Genomic DNA, 22,775 nt, shown 5'->3' with positions numbered 1-22,775 from the left:
GGTCGATTGGCGATTGAAACCTTCGGCCCGGCGTCAGGCGACTCGGGACGCGGGATTGGAACTTGAAGAGAAGCGGCAGCGCAAGCGCCGGATGAGTAAAAAAGGGATCAAACCATGGCTGAGAGCTACGACGTTATCGTGATCGGCGGCGGGCCGGGAGGATATGTCACCGCGATCCGGGCTTCGCAACTCGGCTTCAAGACGGCGATTGTCGAACGCGAGCATCTGGGCGGCATCTGCCTGAACTGGGGCTGTATCCCGACCAAGGCGCTTCTGCGGTCTGCCGAGATCTATCACTACATGACGCACGCCAAGGACTACGGGCTTTCGGCGGAAAAGGTCGGTTTCGACGCTGCTGCCGTCGTCAAGCGCTCACGCGGCGTCTCCGGACAACTCAACGCCGGCGTCGGTTTTCTTATGAAGAAGAACAAGATCGACGTCATCTGGGGTGAGGCGAAGCTGACCAAGCCCGGCGAGATCAAGGTGTCGAAGTCCAGCAAGCCTGCGATGGAGCCGCAGCATCCCACGCCCAAGGGCGTGAAGGGCGAGGGCACCTACACCGCAAAGCACATCATCATCGCCACGGGCGCGCGCCCGCGCACGCTTCCCGGCATCGAGCCGGACAAGGAAAACATCTGGACCTATTTCGAGGCGATGGTGCCGCCGTCCATGCCGAAGTCCCTCATCGTCATGGGCTCGGGCGCGATCGGCATCGAGTTCGCCTCCTTCTACCGCACCATGGGCGCGGAGGTGACGGTAGTGGAGCTTCTGCCCCAGGTCATGCCGGTCGAAGATCCGGAAATCTCCGGCCTTGCCAAGAAAGCGTTCGAAAAGCAGGGCATCAAGATCCTGCTGGATGCGAAGGTCACAGCCGTCAAGAAGGGCAAGGGCTCGGTCACTGCCACGGTTGAGACGAAGGACGGCAAGAAGCAGGACATTACCGCCGACAAGCTGATTTCCGCCGTCGGTGTCGTCGGCAATATCGAGAATCTCGGCCTTGAAGAGCTTGGCGTGAAGACGGATCGCGGTTGCGTCGTCATCGACGGCTACGGCCGCACGAATGTGCCCGGCGTCTATGCCATCGGCGACGTGGCCGGCCCGCCGATGCTTGCCCACAAGGCCGAGCACGAGGGCGTCATCTGCATCGAGAAGATCGCCGGGCTCGATGTCCATCCGATGGACAAGAACAAGATCCCGGGCTGCACCTACTGCCACCCGCAGGTCGCAAGTGTCGGCCTCACCGAGCCGAAGGCTAAAGAGGCTGGCTACGAGATCAAGGTCGGCCGCTTCCCCTTCATGGGCAATGGCAAGGCGATCGCGCTTGGCGAGCCGGACGGCCTGGTGAAAACCATTTTCGACGCCAAGACCGGCCAGCTTCTCGGCGCGCACATGGTGGGTGCGGAAGTGACGGAGCTTATCCAGGGCTATGTCGTCGCGATGAACCTGGAGACCACGGAAGAAGACCTGATGCACACGGTCTTCCCGCATCCGACCCTTTCGGAAATGATGAAGGAAAGCGTGCTGGATGCCTATGGGCGGGTCCTGAATATCTGAGGCAAGATAAATACCGTTGCGGAAATAAAGCCTTACGATACCCTGAGACTGCGGCCGACGCCGCATCTCGGGAAGTCGGAACGGGACGGAGGCTGACATGGAAGCGAAGAACATCCTGATCTGGTGCGCGATCGGCATCCTCGCCGGCTGGCTTGCCAGCTTCATCGTCGGTGGCGGCGGTTTGCTGCGCTATCTCGCAACCGGCCTGATCGGGGCCTTCGTGGGCGGCTTCCTCGTGAACCTGAGCGGTGTCAACGTCAATCTGGGCAATGAATACGTGAATCAGATTGTCGTTGCGGCCGTTGGCGCCATCGTTGTCGTGCTGATCGCCCGCTTCCTCGCCTGAAAGGATCGACCGGGGGCCCCATGAGTTTCATCTTCTGGATCGTGATCGGCCTGATTGCGGGTGCGGTCGCCTATCGTGTGCTCGACAGTCGTGGCGGCTTCATCGGCAGCCTCGTCGTTGGGCTGATCGGTGCGCTGGTCGGCGGCAAGCTTGCCGAAATCCTGCGCCTCGACATTACCGGAGGCTTCGTGGATCAGCTTGTGCTCGCGACCTGCGGGGCCATCCTCTTCCTGTACGTCTGGCGCAAGATCAGGGGAAGCGCATGAAAGATGACGTGCCGAGGCTTGAGGACTTTCCCGCGCGAACGTCCGACAAGCTTCGCTATGCCGATACGGACCGTCAGGGGCACGTGAACAACGCCGTCTTCGCGACGTTCCTTGAAACCGGACGGGTCGAGCTTTTCTTCGACGCTGGAAAGGGACGGCTGGCGAGGGAGGGCGCGGCCTTCGTGATCGCAAGCCTTCAGCTCGATTTCCTGTCGGAGATCAACTGGCCGGGCTCGGTCGATATCGGCACGCGCGTCGTCAAGGTCGGAAGAAGCTCGCTCACCCTTGAGCAAGGCATCTTCCAGGACGGCGCCTGCGTCGCCGCGGCACGCACCGTCATCGTTCAGATGGATGAGGCGTCACGCCGCTCGACGCCCTTGTCCGAAGTTGCGGTGGAACGGCTCAATGCCCTGAAAACGGAAAACCGGCTGGCGAAAACTTCATAGCTGCCCACCGCCCTCGTCACTTGACCTTTGACCGCAAAAACGACATGTGAAGCTCATGGTTACGATCGTCGACACACTCTCCAAGCCCGACCCTGACGCGGCGAAGTCGCCGGAGCGTCCGCGCCACCCTGAAAAGGCGCATCGCCCGGATAACCCGATCCAGCGCAAGCCGAAATGGATCAGGGTGAAGGCGCCGACATCGCCCGTCTATCGCGAGACCATCGATATCGTTCGCGAGAACAAGCTGGTGACGGTCTGCGAGGAAGCGGGTTGCCCGAACATCGGCGAATGCTGGTCGAAGAAGCATGCGAGCTTCATGATCCTTGGCGACACCTGCACGCGCGCCTGCGCCTTCTGCAACGTGCGCACCGGCATGCCGGGTCCGGTGGATGATGGCGAGCCGGAGCGTATCGCCGAAGCGGTCGCCGCCATGGGGCTGAACCACGTCGTCATCACGTCTGTCGACCGTGACGACCTCGATGACGGCGGTGCGACGCATTTCGCCAATGTCATAAAGGCGATCCGCAAGGGTTCCCCCGGCACGACCGTTGAGGTTCTGACACCGGATTTCCTGCGAAAAGAGGGCGCGCTTGAAATCGTCGTGGAAGCGAAACCCGACGTCTTCAACCACAACATGGAAACCGTGCCGTCGAAATACCTCAAGGTCCGTCCCGGCGCACGATATTTCCACTCCATTCGCCTGTTGCAGCGGGCAAAGGAACTCGATGCAAGCATGTTCACCAAGTCCGGCATGATGGTGGGCCTGGGGGAGGAGCGCAACGAGGTGCTTCAGTTGATGGACGATCTGCGCACGGCGGATGTCGATTTCCTGACCATCGGCCAATATCTTCAGCCGACGAAGAAGCACCACGCGGTGATGTCCTTCGTCACGCCGGAAGACTTCAAGGCCTATGAGCGCATCGCCTATGCCAAGGGCTTCCTGAAGGTATCGTCGAGCCCGTTGACCCGCTCCTCGCATCATGCGGGGGAAGATTTCGCGGATCTGCGCCGGGCGCGCGAAGCGAAATTTGGCAAAAGCGCCGGATAAGGCGGGCAGTTTAAGCACTGCGACTTGATCAGCAGCTAGCCGAGGACACATGCCGACGTTTCACACCGAACACAAGGTCGGGCATTCCGCCAAGAACATGTTCGACCTGGTGGCCGACGTCGAACAATACCCGCGTTTCGTTCCGCTTTGCGAAGCGCTGATCGTGCGGGGTCGCAAGCAATTCGACGATGGGAAGGAGGTTCTCATCGCGGATATGACGGTTGCCTACAAGCTTTTCCGCGAAACCTTCACGAGCCGGGTGACGCTCGACCCGGGTGCGAACGAGATTTACGTCGAATATCTGGACGGGCCGTTCAAGCACCTGGAAAACACGTGGGGCTTCACCCCGCTCGGGCAGGATTGCTGCCAGATACGCTTTCACATTACCTACGAATTCAAGAGCCGTACGCTGGGCGCGCTGATGGGCGCCATGTTCGACCGTGCATTCAGCAAGTTTTCCGATGCGTTCGAAGCGCGCGCCGACGAGGTCTACAATACGGCGTGAAAAGTGGAACTCTATTTGGCGTGGTACGTCGAGGACTGCTCGCCTGAATTTCCGTATCGGTTGAATGCTTTCTTCAATTCACGAAAGCGCTGCTGGTATTCGATCTCGCCATCGTCGAGACGCATGACGACGACATAGTCTTCCTCGATGCCGATGTCCTGCAGGCTCACCTGTTCCTGCGGGTTGAGACAGGCGCGGCGCCAGCCGGAGCCCTGGTCGAATTCGAGGGTTACCCTGCGCCCGTGTTCCACTTCCCAGCGCATCCACGCGATGGTGCGCGGCCTCGTCCAATATCTGCGGCCGCAGAACTCGACGTTATATAGCCCGCGTGCCTTTTCGGTGTAGATGCGGTGGCTTGCGTAGAAGACGCCATCGACATGGCGCGAAATCATGAAGAATTCGGCGGCCTGCGCCGCTTCGGCAGGGAAGCTGAAGCTTAGGGCGAGGGCGAGGGCGATGACGGGCTTGCGCATTCTTGCATTCATCCAGGCTGGCGTGAACGGCATGCCCCAAATTGGCTTTTGAGCATGAAAGCCTTCGGCTTCAGGTTGTCACGCTACCTGTTACACACGAAGAACACGTTAGGTCAGTTTGTAAAATTTGAAATACATTCAATCGCTTGGCGAACCGAGGCCAATCGAATGCCGTCCCGGCCCAGATCGCCGAACCTGCGCTCTATGTGCCGGGTCGGTCCGTCTTTTTGCGCGAAGGCGAAATGAACGAGCCCGACCGGCTTTTCTTCCGATCCGCCGCCGGGACCGGCAATGCCGGTGACGGAGATGGCGATATCGGCGCGAGATCGGGCGAGCGCGCCTTGCGCCATGGCGATGGCGACTTCCCCGCTCACTGCGCCCAACTCTTCGATGAGGATTTCCGGAACGCCAAGCATCTCGGTCTTCGCGGCATTGGAATATGTTACGAAGCCGCGATCCACGACCGCCGACGATCCGGCGATTTCGGTAAGCAGGCCGGCGATCAGCCCTCCCGTGCAGGATTCGGCCGTCACGATCATCGCCCCCTTCGCCGTGCATTCTTCGATGAGCGCCTGGGCGAGGGGTTTGAGGGTCGAGAGATCGGTCATCGAATTTCGTCTCCGGCAATGTCGAATGGCAGCCTTACAGTAGCGCTGGCCATTGCCGCTATACCTTCCTGCCGCCCTGTAAAGCCGAGACGTTCGGAGGTCGTCGCCTTCACCGAGACCCTGGAGAGGGGCAGGTGGCAGATTTCGGCAATTCGCCTGCGCATGCTTTCCCTGTGCGGGCCGATCTTCGGTGCTTCGCAAACAACTGTCACGTCGATATGGGCGATCCTTCCGCCTTTGGCCGCCACGCGATTGGCCGCGAACATCAGGAACCTGTCGGAAGCGGCACCCTTCCATTGCTCGTCGCTTGGCGGGAAATGGTGGCCGATGTCGCCATCGCCAAGCGCGCCGAATATCGCATCGGTAATGGCGTGAAGCACCACATCCGCATCAGAGTGGCCTTTAAGCTTTCGGTCGAAGGGAATTTCCACCCCGCCGAGAATGATCTTCTCGCCCGGCTCGAAAGCATGCACATCGTATCCCGTACCTGTGCGGATGTCTCCGAGCTTCAGCCAGTCGTCCATGAGTATTCTCCGCTCGGCGGTGGCCAGGTCATCCGGCGTCGTTATCTTCGTGTTTCCGGGCGATCCTGCGGAAATCCGGACGTTCAGCCCGGCCCATTCCGCCACAGCCGCATCGTCGGTGAAGTCGCTTCTTCCGGCATTGGCCGCCTTCTGGTGGGCCGCCAGAATGTCGGCATAGCGGAACGACTGCGGCGTTTGCGCCGCCCAGATCCCGCTCCGGTCGATTGTTGTGCCCACCGTCTTACTGTCGTCGACCCGCTTCAGCGTATCGGCTACCGGCACCGCGGCGATAAGGGCGCTCGCACCCTCCTCAAGTTTTGCGACCGCATCCGCCACGATATGGCGCATCACGAAAGGCCGCGCCGCATCGTGAATGAGCACATACTCCGGTGGTGCGCCGGCGAGCGATTGAAGCCCGTTCAGAACGGATATCTGCCGGGTTTTTCCTCCCGTGACCGGGGGGAGGATCCTGGTGTCCGCCAACTCGCCGCCCATGGCTTCTTCGTAAAGGGCGTGATCGTCGGCGTGAATTACCGGCAGTACGGCGTCAACCAGCCCCGTTTCCAGCAGAGCCGTCACCGTACGGCGCAGTATGGCAACGCTGGCCAGTTCGATATATTGCTTCGGCCTCGCATTTTCAGTCGTCCCGGCAATCCGCGTGCCGCGTCCGGCCGCAACGACGATGGCTGCGATTCGCGGATTTAGACCCGCTTCCCGCCGTGGTTTCGCGTCAATCGTCATTCCGCTCCCAGCCGTCGTTTCATCATCTCATCGTGGTATTGCGCCAAAGATGGCGATGAAACAAGCCGCGAAACGGAAGATGGATCAAAGGTTTTTTTGCGCTGCAAAAAAACGCGCTTGCAGGGGGAATGCATTGTCTATTAGATAGGCAATAGAAAGAACTGCACACCTAATGGGCAATAACTCAGTGTCATTTGCGTCAACTAGCCCCCTGGAGCCGCTGCGAATAGGCGCCGTCGAAATCCCGAACAGAGCGTTCCTGGCGCCGATGTCCGGCGTATCCGACCTTCCGTTCCGCCGGCTTGCCGCGCGTTTCGGGGCCGGGCTCGTCGTCTCGGAAATGGTCGCCTGCGAGCAGTTCGTGGATGGCGACGACGAAACCGCACTCCGCGCGGAAGGCGACGGCATATTCCCGCATGTCGTCCAGCTTGCCGGGCGTGAAGCGCGCTGGATGCATGAGGCCGCGAAACGCGCTGAAGCCGCGGGCGCGGATATAGTCGACATCAACATGGGCTGCCCGGCCAAGAAAGTCACGAGCGGCTATTCGGGTTCGGCTCTCATGCGCGATCTCGACCATGCGATGACGCTGGTCGAGGCGACGGTAAAGGCCGTCGGCGTGCCGGTTACCCTCAAGATGCGCCTCGGGTGGGATGAAAGATCGATCAACGCGCCGGAGCTTGCCCGCCGCGCGCAAGATGCCGGCGTGAAAATGGTCACGGTGCATGGCCGCACCCGCTGCCAGTTCTACAAGGGCGCGGCGGACTGGGCCGCTATCCGACGGGTGAGGGATGCGATCGATATCCCGCTCGTCGCGAACGGGGACTGCAAGACCACCGCTGACGCGCGGCGGATGATGGAACTTTCCGGCGCGGATGCGGTCATGATTGGGCGCGGGGCCTACGGCCGTCCCTGGCAGCCGGGCGTGATCGGCGCCGAACTTGCCGGCAACGACGGGCGGAAGGTGCCGGCGGGTGCCGGCCTCGCCGACCTTGTGGCCGAGCACTATGAAATGATGCTTGCCCACCACGGCGTCGAAGTCGGGCGCAGGGCGGCTCGCAAGCATCTTGGCTGGTACATGGATGAAGCGGGCGGGCCGGTTTGCGCCAACCTACGGCGCAGCATGCTGACTTGCGACGACCCGGCGGAGGTCCTTCGCATGATACCTGCCTGTTTCAGCGGATCTATCCTGCGGAGCGCGGCATGATGAACGGCTTGCAGCAGCCGGCTCGCGGCACGGTGAATGGCGAGGCGAGTGCGCGTATTCTCGATTCGCTTCCCCATCCCGTCATCCAGGTCGGGCCGGACGGCGCGATCGTCGCGGCCAATATGGCGGCGGAGAATTTCTTCGGTGCGAGTGCGGCCGTTTTGAAGCGGCACCCCATTTCCTATTTCGTTCCCTTCGGCAGCCCGCTGCTTGCGCTGATCGACCAGGTGCGCGAGCGCGGCGCGCCGGTCAACGAATACAAGGTGGACGTGGGTTCGCCGCGTATCGGGGCCGACCGCATTGTCGATATCAATGCAGCGCCCGTCACGGACCAGCAGGGCGCCGTCGTGCTCATGTTTCAGGAGCGCGGCATGGCGGAAAAGATCGACCGTCAGCTGACCTCTCGCGGTGCCGCGCGCACCGTCACCGGGCTTGCCGCCATGCTTGCCCATGAGATCAAGAATCCGCTTTCGGGCATTCGCGGTGCAGCACAGCTCCTCGAAGCCTCGAGCGCGGAGGAAGACCGCCCGCTGACCCGCCTCATCATGGACGAGGCGGACCGTATCGTGAAACTCGTCGACCGCATGGAGGTCTTTTCCGACGAGCGTCCGATCGAGCGCGAGCCGGTCAACATCCATGTCGTGCTCGATCATGTGAAGCGGCTTGCGGAATCCGGATTTGCCCGCAACGTGAGGATTATCGAGGAGTACGATCCTTCGCTGCCCGCCGTTTACGCGAACCGCGATCAGCTCGTGCAGGTGTTCCTCAATCTGGTGAAGAACGCCTGCGAATCGTTCGCCGGCAGGCCGGATGCGGAAATAACCCTGACGACGGCTTTCAGGCCCGGCATTCGCCTGTCGGTGCCCGGCACTTCGGAGCGCGTCAGCCTGCCGCTTGAATTCTGCGTGCGCGATAACGGCCCCGGCGTGCCGGAGGACCTGATGCCGCATCTGTTCGAGCCATTCATCACCACCAAGACAAACGGTTCGGGCCTCGGCCTAGCGCTCGTTGCCAAGATCATCGGCGACCACGGCGGTGTCATCGAGTGCGACAGCCAGGCAGGCCGGACCGTGTTTCGCATCCTGATGCCGGCCTATGTGCCGCAACGTGAGACCTCAAACGACAGGACCGATTAGCCAATGCCGACCGGGACCATTCTCGTTGCCGACGACGATGCCGCGATCCGCACGGTATTGAACCAGGCTCTATCGCGCGCGGGTTACACCGTTCGTCTGACCTCCAATGCGACCACGCTCTGGCGCTGGGTCAGCTCCGGCGACGGCGATCTCGTGATCACCGACGTCGTCATGCCGGATGAAAACATCTTCGACGTGCTGCCGCGTATCCGCAAGATGCGGCCCGACCTGCCGGTCGTGGTGATGAGCGCGCAAAACACCTTCATGACGGCGATCCGCGCGTCCGAAAAGGGTGCTTACGAGTATCTGCCGAAGCCTTTCGACCTGAAGGAGTTGACGACCATCGTCGGCCGCGCCATGTCGGAGCCGAAGGGCCGTCCCGCATCGCCCGCGGAGGAAACGAACGAGCATATCCCGCTTGTAGGGCGTTCGCCCGCCATGCAGGAAATCTATCGCGTCCTCGCCCGTCTCATGCAGACCGATCTCACGGTCATGATCTCGGGCGAATCCGGCACCGGCAAGGAACTTGTCGCAAAGGCGCTGCATGACTATGGCAAGCGCCGCAACGGTCCCTTCGTTGCCATCAACATGGCCGCGATCCCGCGCGATCTGATCGAGGCGGAGCTTTTCGGTCATGAGAAGGGCGCCTTCACCGGCGCGCAGGCGCGCTCTTCCGGCCGTTTCGAGCAGGCCGACGGCGGCACGCTTTTCCTGGATGAGATCGGCGACATGCCGATGGAGGCGCAAACGCGGCTCCTGCGCGTTCTCCAGCAGGGCGAATACACCACCGTCGGCGGGCGCACGCCGATCAAGACGGACGTGCGCATCATCGCGGCCACCAACAAGGACCTGAGCCATCTGATCCAGCAGGGCCTTTTCCGTGAGGATCTGTTCTATCGTCTCAACGTCGTGCCGATCCGCCTGCCGGCGTTGCGCGAAAGGCTTGAGGATATCGGCGATCTTGTGCGCCATTTCTTCATGCTGGCGGAGCAGGAGGGCCTGCCGTCCAAGCAGATCGACCAGGCCGCGCTTGAGCGCCTGCGCCGCCATCGCTGGCCGGGCAACGTGCGCGAGTTGGAAAACCTCATCCGCCGGCTTGCCGCACTTTATCCGCAGGACGTGATCACCACTTCGCTGATCGACCAGGAACTGAGCCAGCCTGCTCCGTCCTCGCTCAACGGCGAGGATGCCAGTCAGAACCTCGGCGATTCGGTGGAGCGGTATCTGAACGGCTATTTCGACAATTTCGGCGAGGCGTTGCCGCCGCCGGGGCTGTATCACCGCATTTTGCGCGAGGTGGAATATCCGTTGATCAGTGCGGCCCTTGCGGCGACGCGCGGCAACCAGATCCGCGCGGCGGAACTTCTCGGCGTGAACCGCAACACCTTGCGCAAGAAGGTGAAAGACCTCGATATCCAGGTCATCCGCTCCAGCCGCTGAGCGATATTCGCCGCCGGCAAGCCATCATGCTGGCCGGCGTTCGGGGCAATTCCCCCTTGTCGGAAATGTGGATAGTAAAATTTCCGCATAACCGGGCATGACCTTGCCCGCAAACTGTCGTATTTAAGCAACAAAGTGTGGTAACGGTGTCGCGGGCGATGAAAATGCCCTTACGGCAATTTGTGATCGAGAGCTCTGGAATGGTGTTTTGATGTCCGTACTTGCGGAGCGTCACGGCAAAGGCGGGATCGACGGTGAGCAGCCCTCGCGCGCAGGCGGGTTCCGCAAGGCGGGGTTCGCGCTTGTCGTTCTCGCTCTGATTTCCATTGCCGTCACATTCTTCGTGCTGACGGGGCTGACGCCGATCCAGCCGACGAGCCAGGTCGTGACGATCGCCATGGCGATCAACATGGTGCTCGTGGCGATCCTCGTCTTCATGATCTGTTACGAGGTTGTCGGCCTCATCCAGGCGAGAAGGCGGGGGCGGGCGGCCGCGCGTCTTCACGTGCGCATCGTCACGCTGTTCAGCGTTGTCGCCGCCGTCCCGGCGATCATCGTCGCCGTCGTGGCCACCGTCACGCTCGACCGCGGCCTCGACCGCTGGTTCGAGGATCGTACGCGCACCATCATCAACAACGCGCTCGTCGTCGCCCAGGCCTATCTCCAGGAGCATGCCCGCGTCCTGCGTGCGGACCTCATCGCCATGGGCAACGATATCGACCGGGCAAAGGCCGTCTACGATTTCGAGCCGACGCGCTTCGACAGCTTCTTCCAGGCGCAGACCTCGCTTCGCGCGCTTCTCGGCGCCTATCTCATGAGTTCCGACGGATCGATAATCACCCGGGTTTTGCCGAAGCCGGATGCCCGCGTCCTGCTGCCGCCGGACAATGCCTTCAAGGAAGCGGACAACGGCGAGCCCGTGCTCATCGCGCCAGGTCCGTCGAACCTCGTCGGCGGCGTGATCAAGCTTTCGGCCTATGACGACATGTACCTCTACATCACGCGGGCGATGGACAAGCGCGTGGTCGATTACATGCGCCTGGCCGAGGAAGGAGCGCAGCAATACACGGAGCTGGAGAACACTCGCTTTGGGGTGCAGGTCGCCTTCGCGCTCGTGTTTACCGGTGTTGCGCTCGTACTTTTGCTGTCGGCGATCTGGATGGGTTTCGGCTTCGCGAACCGGCTGGTCGCGCCTATCCGGCGGCTGATCGGCGCCGCGGACCAGATTTCCAAGGGAAATCTCTACGTCAACGTGGAAACGGAGAAATCCGCGGGCGACCTCGCCAATCTCGGCGAGACATTCAACAACATGACCGGGCAGCTTCGCGGCCAGCGCGATGCCCTTCTCGCCGCCAACGACCAGATCGACCGCCGCCGCCGATTTACCGAGGCCGTTTTGTCGGGCGTTACCGCAGGTGTCGTCGGTATCGACGAGACGGGGCGGATTTCGCTGGTCAATCTTTCCGCGCTCGCGCTCTTCGACATGGGAGAAGAGCAGTTGCTCGACCATTCGCTTGCTCAGGCCGTGCCCGAGCTTGCCCCGATCGTCGAGGATATCCTGAACCGGGACGACAAGCGCTTTCGCGAGACGCAGGTTCCCATCGTTCGCCACGGGCGGGAGCGGACCGTGAATGTGCGCGTCACCAGCGAACAGTCGACGCGGCGCGAGCACGGCTATGTCGTGACGCTTGACGACATTACGGATCTGGTCGCCGCGCAGCGCACCTCCGCCTGGGCGGATGTCGCCCGCCGTATCGCGCACGAGATCAAGAACCCGCTGACGCCGATCCAGCTGTCGGCGGAGCGTATCCGCCGCCGTTACGGCAAGAAGATCGAGGAAGACCGTACCGTATTCGATCAATGCGTCGACACGATTATTCGCCAGGTGGGCGATATCGGCCGCATGGTCGACGAGTTCTCCTCCTTCGCGCGGATGCCGAAGCCGACGATGGACACGGGCGATCTCAGGAACACCGTTCGCGAGGCCGCCTTCCTGCAAAGCGTCGCCCAGCCCGACATAGAGATCAAAACCCACCTTCCGGAAGAAAGCGTGCCGACGATCTTCGACACGCGTCTCGTCGGACAGGCGCTCACCAACGTCATCAAGAACGCGGCCGAGGCGATCGCCGCCGTGGAGCTTGAAGAGGGCGAAAAGGGGCGCATCGACGTGTATCTGCGCAATGAGGATGACATGCGGGTGATCGATATCATCGACAACGGCATCGGTCTGCCGCAGGAAAACCGGCAGCGCCTGCTCGAGCCTTACATGACCACGCGCGAGAAGGGAACGGGCCTCGGCCTGGCGATCGTGCGCAAGATCATGGAAGAGCACGGCGGAGGCATCGATCTTATGGACGCGCCCGCGGTTGCCGAGGGCGGGCGCGGGGCCATGGTCCGCCTCAGGATGAGCGCAAGGCCGCCCACCACCGACGAGCCGGCCGAAAAAGAAGCCGGAAAATCGGACGCCAGCAAATCGACGGATGAAGAAACGGTAGAAAACAATGCCCTATGACATTCTCATCGTTGATGACGAGGCCGACATCCGGGAGTTGATCGCCGGCATTCTCGAAGACGAAGGCTATGATACGCGCACTGCCGGTGACAGCGATTCAGCTCTTGCCGCGATCAAGGAGCGCCGCCCTTCGCTTGTGGTCCTCGATATCTGGCTGATGGGCAGCCGGCTTGACGGTCTTGCGCTTCTCGACGTGATCAAGGAGCAGGACCCGGAGCTGCCGATCGTCATCATCTCCGGTCACGGCAATATCGAGACCGCGGTTTCGGCGATCAAGCGCGGCGCCTACGACTATATCGAGAAGCCTTTCAAGGCGGACCGTCTGGTGCTCATTACCGAGCGTGCGCTCGAAGCCTCTTCGCTGAAACGCGAAATCAGGGATCTCAAGCAGCGCAGCGCGGACGCCTTGCAGATGATAGGGGCATCTTCCGCCGTCAACCATCTGCGCCAGACGATAGAGCGCATCGCCGCAACCAACAGCCGTATTCTCATCACGGGTCCGTCCGGTTCCGGCAAGGAATTGGCGGCGCGAACGATCCATACCATGTCGCCGCGCGCGCGTGGCCCCTTCGTCGTGATCAACGCGGCGACGATCACGCCGGAGCGCATGGAAGAAGAGCTTTTCGGCATCGAGGACGAGGCGACCGGCAAGATCAGGAAGGTCGGCGCGCTGGAGGAAGCGCACGGCGGCACGCTCTACCTTGACGAGGTTGCCGACATGCCGCGCGAGACGCAGGGCAAGATCCTGCGCGTTCTCGTGGAACAGACCTTCATTCGCGTCGGCGGGACCGGCAAGGTGAAGGTGGATGTGCGCATCCTGTCGTCGAGCGCGCGCAACCTCGAATTCGAGATCGCGGAAGGAACCTTCCGCCAGGATCTTTTCCACCGCCTCGGCGTGGTGCCGCTTGGCATTCCGCCGCTTGCGGACCGGCGGGAGGATATTCCCGAACTGATCGCCTTCTTCATGGAGCAGATTTCGGGCGCCACGGGCCTGCCTGTTCGCAAGATCGGCGAAGATGCGATGGCCGTCCTGCAGGCGCACGACTGGCCGGGCAACATCCGCCAGCTTCGCAACAATGTGGAACGGCTGATGATCCTGACCCGCGGCGAGCCGGAGGCCGTCGTCACCGCCGACCTTCTGCCGGCCGAAGTCGGCGACATGCTGCCGAGCCTGACGTCGTCGGGCAACGGCGAGCACCTGATGTCGCTTCCCCTTCGCGATGCGCGCGAAATGTTCGAGCGCGATTACCTCCAGGCGCAGATCAAGCGTTTCGGCGGCAATATCTCGCGCACGGCGGAATTCGTCGGCATGGAACGTTCGGCCTTGCACCGCAAGCTCAAGACGTTGGGCTTGTCGTGAGCGAAAATATCGGCTAGCGCGGAGTCAACAGGACAAGGTTTCAGACCATGCGAGTTGTCATCTGCGGCGCCGGCCAGGTCGGCTATGGCATTGCCGAAAAGCTGTCGCAGGAACAAAACGATGTTTCGGTGATCGATTCGTCGCCGCGGCTCGTCAACGCGATCCGCGATACGCTCGACGTTCGCGGCTTCGTCGGCCATGGCGCGCATCCGGACGTTCTTGCCCAGGCGGGCGCGGATCAGGCCGACATGCTGATCGCCGTCACGCTTTACGACGAAGTCAACATGGTCGCCTGCCAGGTCGCGCATTCGCTTTTCAACGTGCCGACCAAGATCGCCCGCGTTCGCGCGCAAAGCTATCTGGAAGGGCAGTGGAGCGACCTGTTCTCGCGCGAAAACATGCCGATCGACGTCATCATCTCTCCGGAGATCGAGGTGGGCGAGATGGTGCTTCGCCGCCTTGCGCTGCCCGGCGCGGTGGAAACGGTGCGCTTCGCCGATGACAACGTCGTCGTGGTCGGCCTGATGTGCAATGAGGACTGTCCGGTAGTGAATACGCCGCTCAGACAGTTGACGGAGCTTTTCCCGGACCTTGGCGCGGTGGTGGTCGGCGTTTTTCGGGCCAACAAGCTGTTCGTGCCGAAAAGCACGGACTCTATCCTGCAGGGCGACCTTGTCTATATCGTCGCCCGGCGCGACCAGGTACGCCGCACGCTCTCCATTTTCGGCCATGAGGAGCCGGAGGCGAACCGCGTGGTGATCGCAGGAGGCGGCAACATCGGGCTCTACGTTGCCCGCGCTCTGGAGCAGCGCCAGACCAAGGCCAAGGTCAAGCTGATCGAGCATTCGCGCGAGCGCGCGGTTGCTGTCGCCGACGAGTTGAAGCGCACGGTGATCCTGCATGGCAGCGCGCTCGACCAGCATTTGCTGCTGGAGGCCGACATCGAGGATGCCGACACGATGGTCGCCCTCACCAACGAGGACGAGGTAAACATCCTCTCCTGCGTGATGGCCAAGAAGCTCGGCTGCCGGCGCAATTTGTCGCTGCTCAACAACTCCAGCTATCCCACGTTCGCTCACGCGCTCGGCATCGATGCCTTCGTGAACCCGCGACAGGTAACGATTTCCAAGATCTTGCGGCACGTGCGCCGGGGCCGCATTCGTGGCGTCCATGCGCTCCAGAACGGCGCGGCGGAAATCATCGAGGCCGAGGCGCTGGAAACCTCGCCGATGGTGGGCAAGCCCTTGCGGGATGTCGATTTGCCGGACGGTATTCGTGTCGGCGCGATATTCCGGGATGGCAAGGTCGTCACGCCGAACGGCGAAACCCAGCTGCAGGCGCATGACCGGGTGGTTCTTTTTGCCGTGGCCGATCGTGTGCGGCAGGTGGAGCAGATGTTCCGCGTGAGCCTGGAATTCTTCTGATCCTGTCGAGCTCTTTTCGGGGTGGGGTTTCCTGTAATTTCTTTCAGGCGCCTCTTGCCCGATGGCCGGTAACCGCGATACTCGTTGGTTACAAATATGATTAATTCGACGAAAGTCTAACGATCCGGAGTGCATATGAGTCGCGTTGCCTATGTGAACGGCCAATATGTTCCGCATTCGCAAGCCTGCGTTCATATTGAGGACCGCGGCTATCAGTTCGCCGACGGCGTTTATGAGGTCTGCGAGATCTGGAACGGAAATATCGTGGACGAGCGGCGGCATCTCGACAGGCTCGAGCGCTCGCTTCGCGAACTGTCCATGGATGCGCCCATGGGCCGCGCGGCACTTTGCATGATCATGCGTGAGGTCATCCGCCGCAACCTGGTTAGAAACGGCCTCGTCTATCTTCAGGTGACGCGGGGTGTCGCGAAGCGCGATCACTATTTCCCGCCCAGGGATACGCCACCGGCGCTCGTTATCACGGCGCGTTCGACGGACCCGCGTGCGGCGGACAAGGCCGCCGAAGCCGGTTGCGCGGTGATCACGGTTCCCGAAAACCGTTGGGAGCGTGTCGATATCAAGTCCATCGGCCTTCTTCCGAACGTCCTTGCCAAGCAAAAGGCAAAGGAGCAGGGCGCGAAGGAAGCATGGTTCGTGGACGCGCAAGGCAATGTCACCGAAGGCGGCTCGACGAATGCATGGATCGTGACGAAGGATGGCACGCTCGTCACGCGCCCGGCGGAATCCGGCATCCTGCGGGGCATCACGCGGCAGGTGGTGATCGAGCTTGCGGCGCGAGAGGGTATCAGCTTCGAAGAACGTCCCTTTACCGTGGAGGAGGCGAAGTCCGCTCGCGAGGCTTTCATCACGGCCGCGTCTACGATCGTTATGCCGGTCGTGCGTATTGACGAGGCGGTGGTCGCAAACGGGCATCCTGGCGCGATATCACGTGCTTTACGTGAAAAATTTCATGAAGTGAGTGAACTGGAGGCCCTGTAACCGCCTGCCGGGGGCGTTGAAAAATCTGGAGACAAAGTGAATTTTCATCCGTTAGACTGATTATCGTGACTGTCACGGAGCAACACTAATCACAGGCGGAGTTGGGAAAGCGCTTCCTTCCCGTGGACCCTGAAACCGCCGAAGTAGAAGGCCGTCCGCCAACCTGCGAATGCCTCGCGCATTCGGGGGGACTTGCGGACGTAAAGGCTACAACTTATGAGACCCAGGACATAAAAAAATCATGGCTGACCGCGCACAAAACCTTCAAGACACGTTTCTCAACCACGTAAGAAAACAAAAAACTCCGCTCACTATCTTTCTCATCAACGGCGTCAAACTTCAAGGCGTAGTGACATGGTTTGACAACTTCTGCGTTTTGCTGCGCAGGGATGGGCATTCGCAGCTTGTCTACAAGCATGCGATCTCCACAATCATGCCGAACACGCCGATCCAGCTGTTCGATCCGAATGAAGCGGAAAGCGAGAAGGCGGCAGGCTGATTGAAGCCGAAATCGAGAAAAGCAGCCGAGGCTGAAAAGGGCGGCGCGTCGCAGGAACCCTTCGCTGAGCGCGAGGAGAGCTTCGGCGCGAGAGCGCTTGTCGTCGTACCCGTGTTCGGGCCGAAGATCAGGCGTTCGAGTGACACCGCCCGGCCCGAGCGTTCGGACGAGGCCCGACTTGAGGAAGCGGTCGGTCTCGCCCGGGCAATCGATCTTGAGATCGTGTCGGCAGGGCTCGTTACGCTCAACAGCCTTCGCCCCGCGACGCTCTTCGGCACCGGCAAGGTCGAGGAGCTTGGCCTTACTGTGAAAACCGAGGATGTGGAGCTTGTCGTCGTCGACCATCCGTTGACGCCGATCCAGCAGCGCAATCTCGAAAAGGCGCTGAACGCAAAGGTGCTGGACCGTACGGGTCTCATTCTCGAAATCTTCGGGGCGAGGGCGCGTACGGCGGAAGGCCGGCTCCAGGTGGAGCTTGCGCACCTCAAATGGCAGAAAAGCCGGCTTGTACGCTCCTGGACGCACCTTGAGCGCCAGCGTGGCGGCCTAGGCTTCATCGGCGGACCCGGCGAAACCCAGATCGAGGCAGACAGGCGCCTTATTCAGGAGCGCATCTCGCAGCTTGAGAAAAAGCTTGAGCAGGTGCGCCGCACGCGCGACCTGCATCGCAAGCAGCGCAAGAAGGTGCCCCAGCCTGTCGTTGCGCTCGTCGGATATACCAATGCCGGAAAATCTACGCTTTTCAACCGGTTGACGGAGTCGGAAGTCTTCGCCAAGGACCTGTTGTTCGCGACCCTCGATCCGACGCTCCGGCGCATTCCGCTGCCGCACGGGGGGGAGGTGATTCTGTCGGACACCGTCGGCTTCATTTCCGATCTGCCGACCCATCTGGTCGCCGCCTTCCGCGCGACGCTCGAAGAGGTTCTGGAAGCGGACCTGATCCTGCACGTGCGCGACATCTCGCATGAGGATACGGACGCCCAGGCGGTCGATGTCGCCGATACGCTGCGTCTTCTCGGCATAGAGGAGGGCAGCGACGAGCGTATCATCGAGGTCTGGAACAAGATCGACCTTCTCGACCCGACGCGCCGCGAAGCGATATTACAGGCGAACCGGGCCGATGCCGGGGCGATCGCGGTTTCCGCCGTTACGGGTGAGGGGATCGACACTCTGCTCCGGCGGATCGAGGCCCGGGTGACGCAAGAGCGTTCGGTCTATGAGATCGACCTTCCTCTGGAGGAGGGCGAAACGCTTGCCTGGCTCTATCGCTCGACGGAGGTACTCGACCGGCGGGACGGCGATGCGTCGAGCCATCTGACGTTGCGTGTCGCGCCGAAGCAGCGCGACCGCTTCATGCAGCGTTGCAGGACATATATCGGCAGCTAAATCCTTTTTGCCGCCTGCCAGATCTCTTCCATCTCATCCAGCGTCATGGCGTCGAGCGTCGTTTGCCGCGCCTTTGCCGTTTCCTCGATATGACCGAAGCGCTTGCGGAATTTGGCGTTCGTTCGCTTCAGCGCCTTTTCCGGATCGATCTCCAGGTGCCGCGCGAGATTGGCGATTGCGAAGAAAAGGTCTCCGATTTCGTCCTCGACTCGGTCACGGTCTGGAGTATCGCTTGAAATTTCTTCCGCAAGCTCCTGCGTTTCCTCTGCAATTTTATCCAGAACAGGCCCTGCCGCACCCCAGTCGAAGCCGACCTTGGAAGCTTGCTTCTGGAGTTTCTCGGCTTCGGTCAGCGCCGGGAATATCGCCGGAACATGATCAAGGAACCCCTTGTCCTTTTCCTCGATCCCTAGCTCGGCCCGGCGCTTGGCCCGTTCGCGCTTTTCCTCCGCCTTGATACGCTCCCATGCGCCTTTGGCCATTCCGGCGTTTTTCGCTTCCTCGTCGCCGAAGACATGCGGATGCCGGCGGATCATTTTCGTGGTTATCCCCTCCACGACGTCGGCGAAATCGAACTGGTCCTCCTCATCGGCCATCTGCGCGTGGTAGACGACCTGCAGGAGGAGGTCGCCAAGTTCTTCCCTGAGGTCATCGTGATCGCCGCGCTGGATGGCGTCCGCAACCTCGTAGGCCTCCTCAATGGTGTAGGGTGCGATCGAGCGGAAATCCTGCTCCACGTCCCAGGGGCATCCTGACGTTGGGTCACGTAATGCGGCCATGATTTCCAGGAGGCGGGTGATGTCACGCGAGGGCTGCACGGTCGGCTCGCCTTTCATGGCAAGTTTTGGAATTCTCATTTACCCGGATAGCATCGTGATTCACCCAAAACAAACCTTCTGGAATTTTCCTCGCCGAAATTATCGGGGCCGGACATGACGAGAGAGATGCGCCGCGGGGACCTTCGCGTAACCGCGAACCTTTACATCCCGGCCGAGGATATTTCGGAAGCTTTCATCCGCGCCTCAGGTCCGGGCGGGCAGAACGTCAACAAGGTCGCGACCGCGGTACAGCTTCGCTTCGACCTGAAGGGCAACGAAACCCTGCCGGGCGATGCCAAGGCGAGAATGGCAAGGCTTGCCGGCAGCCGGTTGACGCAATCCGGCGAAATCCTGCTGCAGGCCGACCGCTTCCGCACCCAGGAGCAAAACCGGCAGGACGCGATGGAGCGGCTTGCGGAACTCGCGAGAAGGGCGCTGGAACGTCCCAAGCCCCGCAAGCCGACGCGCCCCACCAAGGGCTCGAAAGAACGGCGGATCGCGGCGAAGAAGCAACGCGGCGAGATCAAGAAAATGCGTTCCAAGTCAATCGATTAACAGAAAGGGTCGAAGGTACGAAACGCGCTTCGTATTATTTTTTCGCTTCGGTGGATTGGCGTTGCCGCAAAAATGAGTTACGTACCTCAAAAAATGCGATGGCCCTGCGCGACAAAAGATCCAACGGGAGGTGAAACGTGTATCTCGGCATCGATATCGGCACATCCGGCGTCAAGGCTGTGCTCATCGACGATGAGCAGAAGTTGATCGGCCAAAAGACCGCCGATCTGTCGGTATCGCGCCCACAACCCGGCTGGTCCGAGCAGGACCCGCTCGACTGGTGGATGGCAACGGAAGTCGCCCTCGACAGGCTCCATCGCGAGTTTCCTGCCGAGATGAGCGCCGTCGAGGGCATCGGTCTTTCGGGCCAGATGCATGGCGCGACTCTTCTCGACGCGAACGACGATATCCTGCGCCCGGCAATCCTGTGGAACGACGGGCGCTCCTTTGCCGAATGCGCGGCCCTTGATGCGCGAGCGGATTTTCGCGGCATCGGCGGCAATCTCGTCATGCCGGGCTTCACCGCGCCGAAGCTGGAATGGGTGCGCTGGCATGAGCCCGAAATTTTCTCCAAGGTCGCCAAGGTGCTGTTACCGAAGGATTATGTGCGCTTTCGACTGACCGGGGAGTACTTTTCCGACATGTCCGACAGCGCAGGCACGCTTTGGCTCGATGTCGACGAACGGCGCTGGTCCGATCGCCTGCTCGAAGCGACGGGAATGACCCGTGAACAAATGCCGGCGCTCATCGAGGGAACGGAACCTTCGGCAACGCTGAAGCCCGAACTTGCAGATCGCTGGGGAATGGCGAATTCGCCCGTTGTTGCCGGCGGGGCCGGGGATAACGCGGCGAGCGCCTGCGGCATCGGCGCGGTAGAACCGGGTGGCGCATTCCTTTCGCTCGGCACTTCCGGTGTACTCTTCGTCTCGACCGACCGTTTCCGCCCGAACACCGACAGCGCGGTTCACGCTTTTTGCCATGCCCTGCCTGAGACCTGGCACCAGATGGGCGTTATCCTGTCGGCAACCGATAGCCTCAACTGGCTGGGGCGCCTTACCGGGTCCGATCCGGCGGAGCTCGTCAAAGCCGCCGAAACAAGGGCGGAGGAAGGCGAGGGGCCGTCGCAGATCGCGTTCCTGCCTTATCTTTCCGGTGAGAGGACGCCGCATAACGACGCCAATGCGCGGGGATTGTTTGCCGGCCTCAGCCAGTCGCACGAGCAGGCCGAACTTGCCCGTGCCGTTCTTGACGGTGTCGCCTTCGCTTTCCGGGATTGTCTGGATGCGTTGATAGCGGCGGGGACAAAGGTCGACCGGCTGACGGCGCTTGGCGGCGGCGCGCGCTCCCGGCTGTGGCTGAAGATCATGGCAAGCGTGCTAGAGCGACCCGTGGATATCCCGGCGCATGGCGAATATGGAGCCGCCTTCGGTGCCGCTCGTCTCGGGATGACGGCTTGCGGCATTCCGTCGGCGGAAGTCTTCACGCCACCCATGATCGAAACCACCATCGAACCCGATGCGCGGCTTACGGAAGGCTATCAGGAGCCGTTGCGCCGCTACCGCGCCCTTTACCCCGCAATCAAAGAGGTCATGTCATGAGTACCGGTTTTTTCAAGGACATCGCCCCGGTCCGCTACGAGGGACGGGAGAGCGAAAATCCGCTCGCTTACCGCTGGTACGATCCGGACCGTGTCGTCCTCGGCAAGCGGATGGAAGATCACCTGCGCTTTGCCATCTGCTACTGGCATAACTTCTGCTGGCCCGGTGGCGATCCCTTTGGCGGCCAGACCTTCGAACGCCCCTGGTTCGGTGACGATATGGATCACGCACGGCTGAAGGCGGAGGTCGCCTTCGAGATGTTCGAGATCCTCGATGTTCCCTTCTTCTGCTTCCACGACCGTGACATAGCGCCCGAGGGCGCGAGCCTTGCGGACTCGAACAGGAACGTTCGCGAAATCGCCGGAATCTTCCAGAAGAAGATGGCGTCCTCCAAAACAAAGCTGCTTTGGGGCACGGCAAATCTCTTCTCGAACCGCCGCTACATGGCGGGTGCGGCCACCAATCCGGATCCTGACGTTTTCGCCTATGCAGCGGCGCAGGTGAAGAATTGCATCGACGTCACGAAGGAGCTTGGCGGCGAAAACTACGTGCTCTGGGGCGGGCGCGAAGGCTACGAGACGCTTTTGAACACAGACATGGCACGCGAGCTTGATCAGCTCGGCCGTTTTCTGGCGCTCGTCGTGGAATACAAGCACAAGATCGGCTTTGACGGCACGATCATGGTCGAGCCGAAACCTCAAGAGCCGACCAAGCACCAGTATGATTTCGATGTCGCCAACGTCTATGGTTTCCTCAAGCGCTACGGCCTTGAAAACGAAGTCAAAGTCAACATCGAGGTGGGGCACGCCGTCCTCGCCGGGCACTCCTTCGAGCACGAGGTTGCCCTTGCGACGGCACTCGGTATCTTCGGTTCGGTCGACATGAACCGGAACGACTATCAATCGGGCTGGGATACCGACCAGTTCCCGATGAACGTTCAGGAGGTCGCGCTTGCGCTCTATTACATCCTGCAATCCGGCGGTTTTACCACCGGCGGCGTCAACTTTGACGCAAAGCTGCGGCGTCAGTCCATCGATCCCTCAGACCTGATCCACGCACACGTCGGCGGGATCGACACATGCGCACGCGCGTTGCTCGTCGCAGCCGACCTGATCGAGCGGGGCGACCTTTCCAAGGCACTCGAAGGCCGCTACGCGAAGTGGGGGAGCAACAAGGCACAGGCGATGCTTAAAGGCGAGATGAGCCTTTCCGATATCGCGGAAATGGTCGAGCGGGAAGGGATCAATCCGGCGCCGGTTTCGGGCCGTCAGGAATATTTGGAGAATATCCTGAACTGGAGCCTATGAAGCTGAAATGTCTAAAGAAAAATGCC

22 protein-coding genes are annotated in these 22,775 nt (G+C 61.3%); 18 read left to right on the top strand and 4 right to left on the bottom strand.

Annotation, left to right across the window (positions count from 1 at the left end; translation table 11 throughout):
* Positions 1-114: 114 nt before the first annotated feature.
* From lpdA to GR183_RS18750, 6 genes are all read left to right on the top strand, one after another.
* Positions 115-1,554 (top strand): dihydrolipoyl dehydrogenase, encoded by a 1,440-nt coding sequence (gene lpdA / locus GR183_RS18775; protein ID WP_160777217.1) that lies wholly within the window; start codon positions 115-117, stop codon positions 1,552-1,554.
* Between the two features lie 97 nt (positions 1,555-1,651).
* Positions 1,652-1,900 (top strand): GlsB/YeaQ/YmgE family stress response membrane protein, encoded by a 249-nt coding sequence (locus tag GR183_RS18770; RefSeq protein ID WP_160777216.1) that lies wholly within the window; start codon positions 1,652-1,654, stop codon positions 1,898-1,900.
* 20 nt (positions 1,901-1,920) lie between these two features.
* Positions 1,921-2,166, top strand: a complete 246-nt coding sequence (locus GR183_RS18765; RefSeq protein WP_160777215.1) for a GlsB/YeaQ/YmgE family stress response membrane protein — start codon at positions 1,921-1,923, stop codon at positions 2,164-2,166.
* Positions 2,163-2,612 (top strand): acyl-CoA thioesterase, encoded by a 450-nt coding sequence (locus tag GR183_RS18760; protein WP_160777214.1) that lies wholly within the window; start codon positions 2,163-2,165, stop codon positions 2,610-2,612. The genes GR183_RS18765 and GR183_RS18760 overlap by 4 nt, the downstream gene beginning before the upstream one ends.
* A gap of 55 nt (positions 2,613-2,667) precedes the next feature.
* Positions 2,668-3,660 (top strand): lipoyl synthase, encoded by a 993-nt coding sequence (lipA, locus tag GR183_RS18755; RefSeq protein ID WP_160777213.1) that lies wholly within the window; start codon positions 2,668-2,670, stop codon positions 3,658-3,660.
* A 49-nt stretch (positions 3,661-3,709) separates the two neighbouring features.
* Entirely contained in the window at positions 3,710-4,165 is a 456-nt protein-coding gene (locus GR183_RS18750; protein WP_160777212.1) for a type II toxin-antitoxin system RatA family toxin, read from the top strand.
* A gap of 11 nt (positions 4,166-4,176) precedes the next feature.
* On the opposite strand, the gene GR183_RS18745 is transcribed toward GR183_RS18750, so the two are convergent.
* From GR183_RS18745 to GR183_RS18735, 3 genes are all read right to left on the bottom strand, one after another.
* The gene (locus GR183_RS18745) at positions 4,177-4,638 is read right to left on the bottom strand and encodes a hypothetical protein (RefSeq protein WP_160777211.1); all 462 of its coding nucleotides are present in this window, start codon (positions 4,636-4,638) and stop codon (positions 4,177-4,179) included.
* A gap of 113 nt (positions 4,639-4,751) precedes the next feature.
* The gene (locus GR183_RS18740; protein ID WP_160777210.1) at positions 4,752-5,246 is read right to left on the bottom strand and encodes a CinA family protein; all 495 of its coding nucleotides are present in this window, start codon (positions 5,244-5,246) and stop codon (positions 4,752-4,754) included.
* Entirely contained in the window at positions 5,243-6,511 is a 1,269-nt protein-coding gene (locus GR183_RS18735) for a bifunctional 2-C-methyl-D-erythritol 4-phosphate cytidylyltransferase/2-C-methyl-D-erythritol 2,4-cyclodiphosphate synthase (protein WP_160777209.1), read from the bottom strand. Before GR183_RS18735 ends, GR183_RS18740 begins: the two co-directional genes overlap by 4 nt.
* 172 nt (positions 6,512-6,683) lie before the next feature.
* On the opposite strand from GR183_RS18735, the gene dusB reads away from it, so the two are divergent.
* The 9 genes from dusB to hflX all read left to right on the top strand — a co-directional run bounded on the left by dusB (position 6,684) and on the right by hflX (position 18,471).
* Positions 6,684-7,715, top strand: a complete 1,032-nt coding sequence (gene dusB, locus GR183_RS18730) for a tRNA dihydrouridine synthase DusB (RefSeq protein ID WP_160777208.1) — start codon at positions 6,684-6,686, stop codon at positions 7,713-7,715.
* Complete coding sequence (locus tag GR183_RS18725; protein WP_202396198.1) at positions 7,712-8,851, top strand: two-component system sensor histidine kinase NtrB; 1,140 nt, start codon at positions 7,712-7,714, stop codon at positions 8,849-8,851. Before dusB ends, GR183_RS18725 begins: the two co-directional genes overlap by 4 nt.
* Positions 8,852-8,854: 3 nt before the next feature.
* The gene (gene ntrC / locus GR183_RS18720) at positions 8,855-10,291 is read left to right on the top strand and encodes a nitrogen regulation protein NR(I) (RefSeq protein ID WP_160777206.1); all 1,437 of its coding nucleotides are present in this window, start codon (positions 8,855-8,857) and stop codon (positions 10,289-10,291) included.
* A 211-nt stretch (positions 10,292-10,502) separates the two neighbouring features.
* The gene (locus tag GR183_RS18715) at positions 10,503-12,803 is read left to right on the top strand and encodes a sensor histidine kinase NtrY-like (protein WP_160777205.1); all 2,301 of its coding nucleotides are present in this window, start codon (positions 10,503-10,505) and stop codon (positions 12,801-12,803) included.
* Positions 12,793-14,163: a nitrogen assimilation response regulator NtrX gene (gene ntrX, locus GR183_RS18710; protein ID WP_160777204.1), complete on the top strand. Its 1,371-nt coding sequence runs from the start codon at positions 12,793-12,795 to the stop codon at positions 14,161-14,163. Before GR183_RS18715 ends, ntrX begins: the two co-directional genes overlap by 11 nt.
* A 47-nt stretch (positions 14,164-14,210) precedes the next feature.
* Positions 14,211-15,587, top strand: a complete 1,377-nt coding sequence (trkA, locus tag GR183_RS18705) for a Trk system potassium transporter TrkA (protein WP_160777203.1) — start codon at positions 14,211-14,213, stop codon at positions 15,585-15,587.
* 135 nt (positions 15,588-15,722) lie between these two features.
* Positions 15,723-16,586, top strand: coding sequence for a D-amino-acid transaminase (locus tag GR183_RS18700; RefSeq protein WP_160777202.1), 864 nt, complete (start codon positions 15,723-15,725; stop codon positions 16,584-16,586).
* Between the two features lie 238 nt (positions 16,587-16,824).
* Positions 16,825-17,085, top strand: a complete 261-nt coding sequence (gene hfq, locus GR183_RS18695) for an RNA chaperone Hfq (RefSeq protein ID WP_312846864.1) — start codon at positions 16,825-16,827, stop codon at positions 17,083-17,085.
* Entirely contained in the window at positions 17,086-18,471 is a 1,386-nt protein-coding gene (gene hflX / locus GR183_RS18690) for a GTPase HflX (protein WP_160777200.1), read from the top strand. It abuts the gene before it with no gap.
* On the opposite strand, the gene mazG is transcribed toward hflX, so the two are convergent.
* Positions 18,468-19,289, bottom strand: coding sequence for a nucleoside triphosphate pyrophosphohydrolase (mazG, locus tag GR183_RS18685; RefSeq protein ID WP_160777479.1), 822 nt, complete (start codon positions 19,287-19,289; stop codon positions 18,468-18,470). The genes hflX and mazG overlap by 4 nt on opposite strands.
* 114 nt (positions 19,290-19,403) lie before the next feature.
* On the opposite strand from mazG, the gene arfB reads away from it, so the two are divergent.
* The 3 genes from arfB (at position 19,404) to xylA (ending at position 22,749) form a co-directional block, all read left to right on the top strand.
* Complete coding sequence (gene arfB / locus GR183_RS18680) at positions 19,404-19,844, top strand: alternative ribosome rescue aminoacyl-tRNA hydrolase ArfB (RefSeq protein WP_244313811.1); 441 nt, start codon at positions 19,404-19,406, stop codon at positions 19,842-19,844.
* A gap of 137 nt (positions 19,845-19,981) precedes the next feature.
* Positions 19,982-21,442: a xylulokinase gene (xylB, locus tag GR183_RS18675; RefSeq protein WP_160777199.1), complete on the top strand. Its 1,461-nt coding sequence runs from the start codon at positions 19,982-19,984 to the stop codon at positions 21,440-21,442.
* A complete protein-coding gene (xylA, locus tag GR183_RS18670; protein ID WP_160777198.1) occupies positions 21,439-22,749 on the top strand; it encodes a xylose isomerase in 1,311 nt (436 codons plus the stop codon). The genes xylB and xylA overlap by 4 nt, the downstream gene beginning before the upstream one ends.
* Positions 22,750-22,775 lie beyond the last annotated feature (26 nt).

It is taken from the genome of Stappia sediminis (assembly GCF_009826895.1).
GTDB classification, from domain to species: Bacteria; Pseudomonadota; Alphaproteobacteria; order Rhizobiales; family Stappiaceae; genus Hongsoonwoonella; species Hongsoonwoonella sediminis.
Note: the sequence above shows the minus strand (reverse complement) of the source record. Positions and strands in the feature narration are given on the sequence as shown.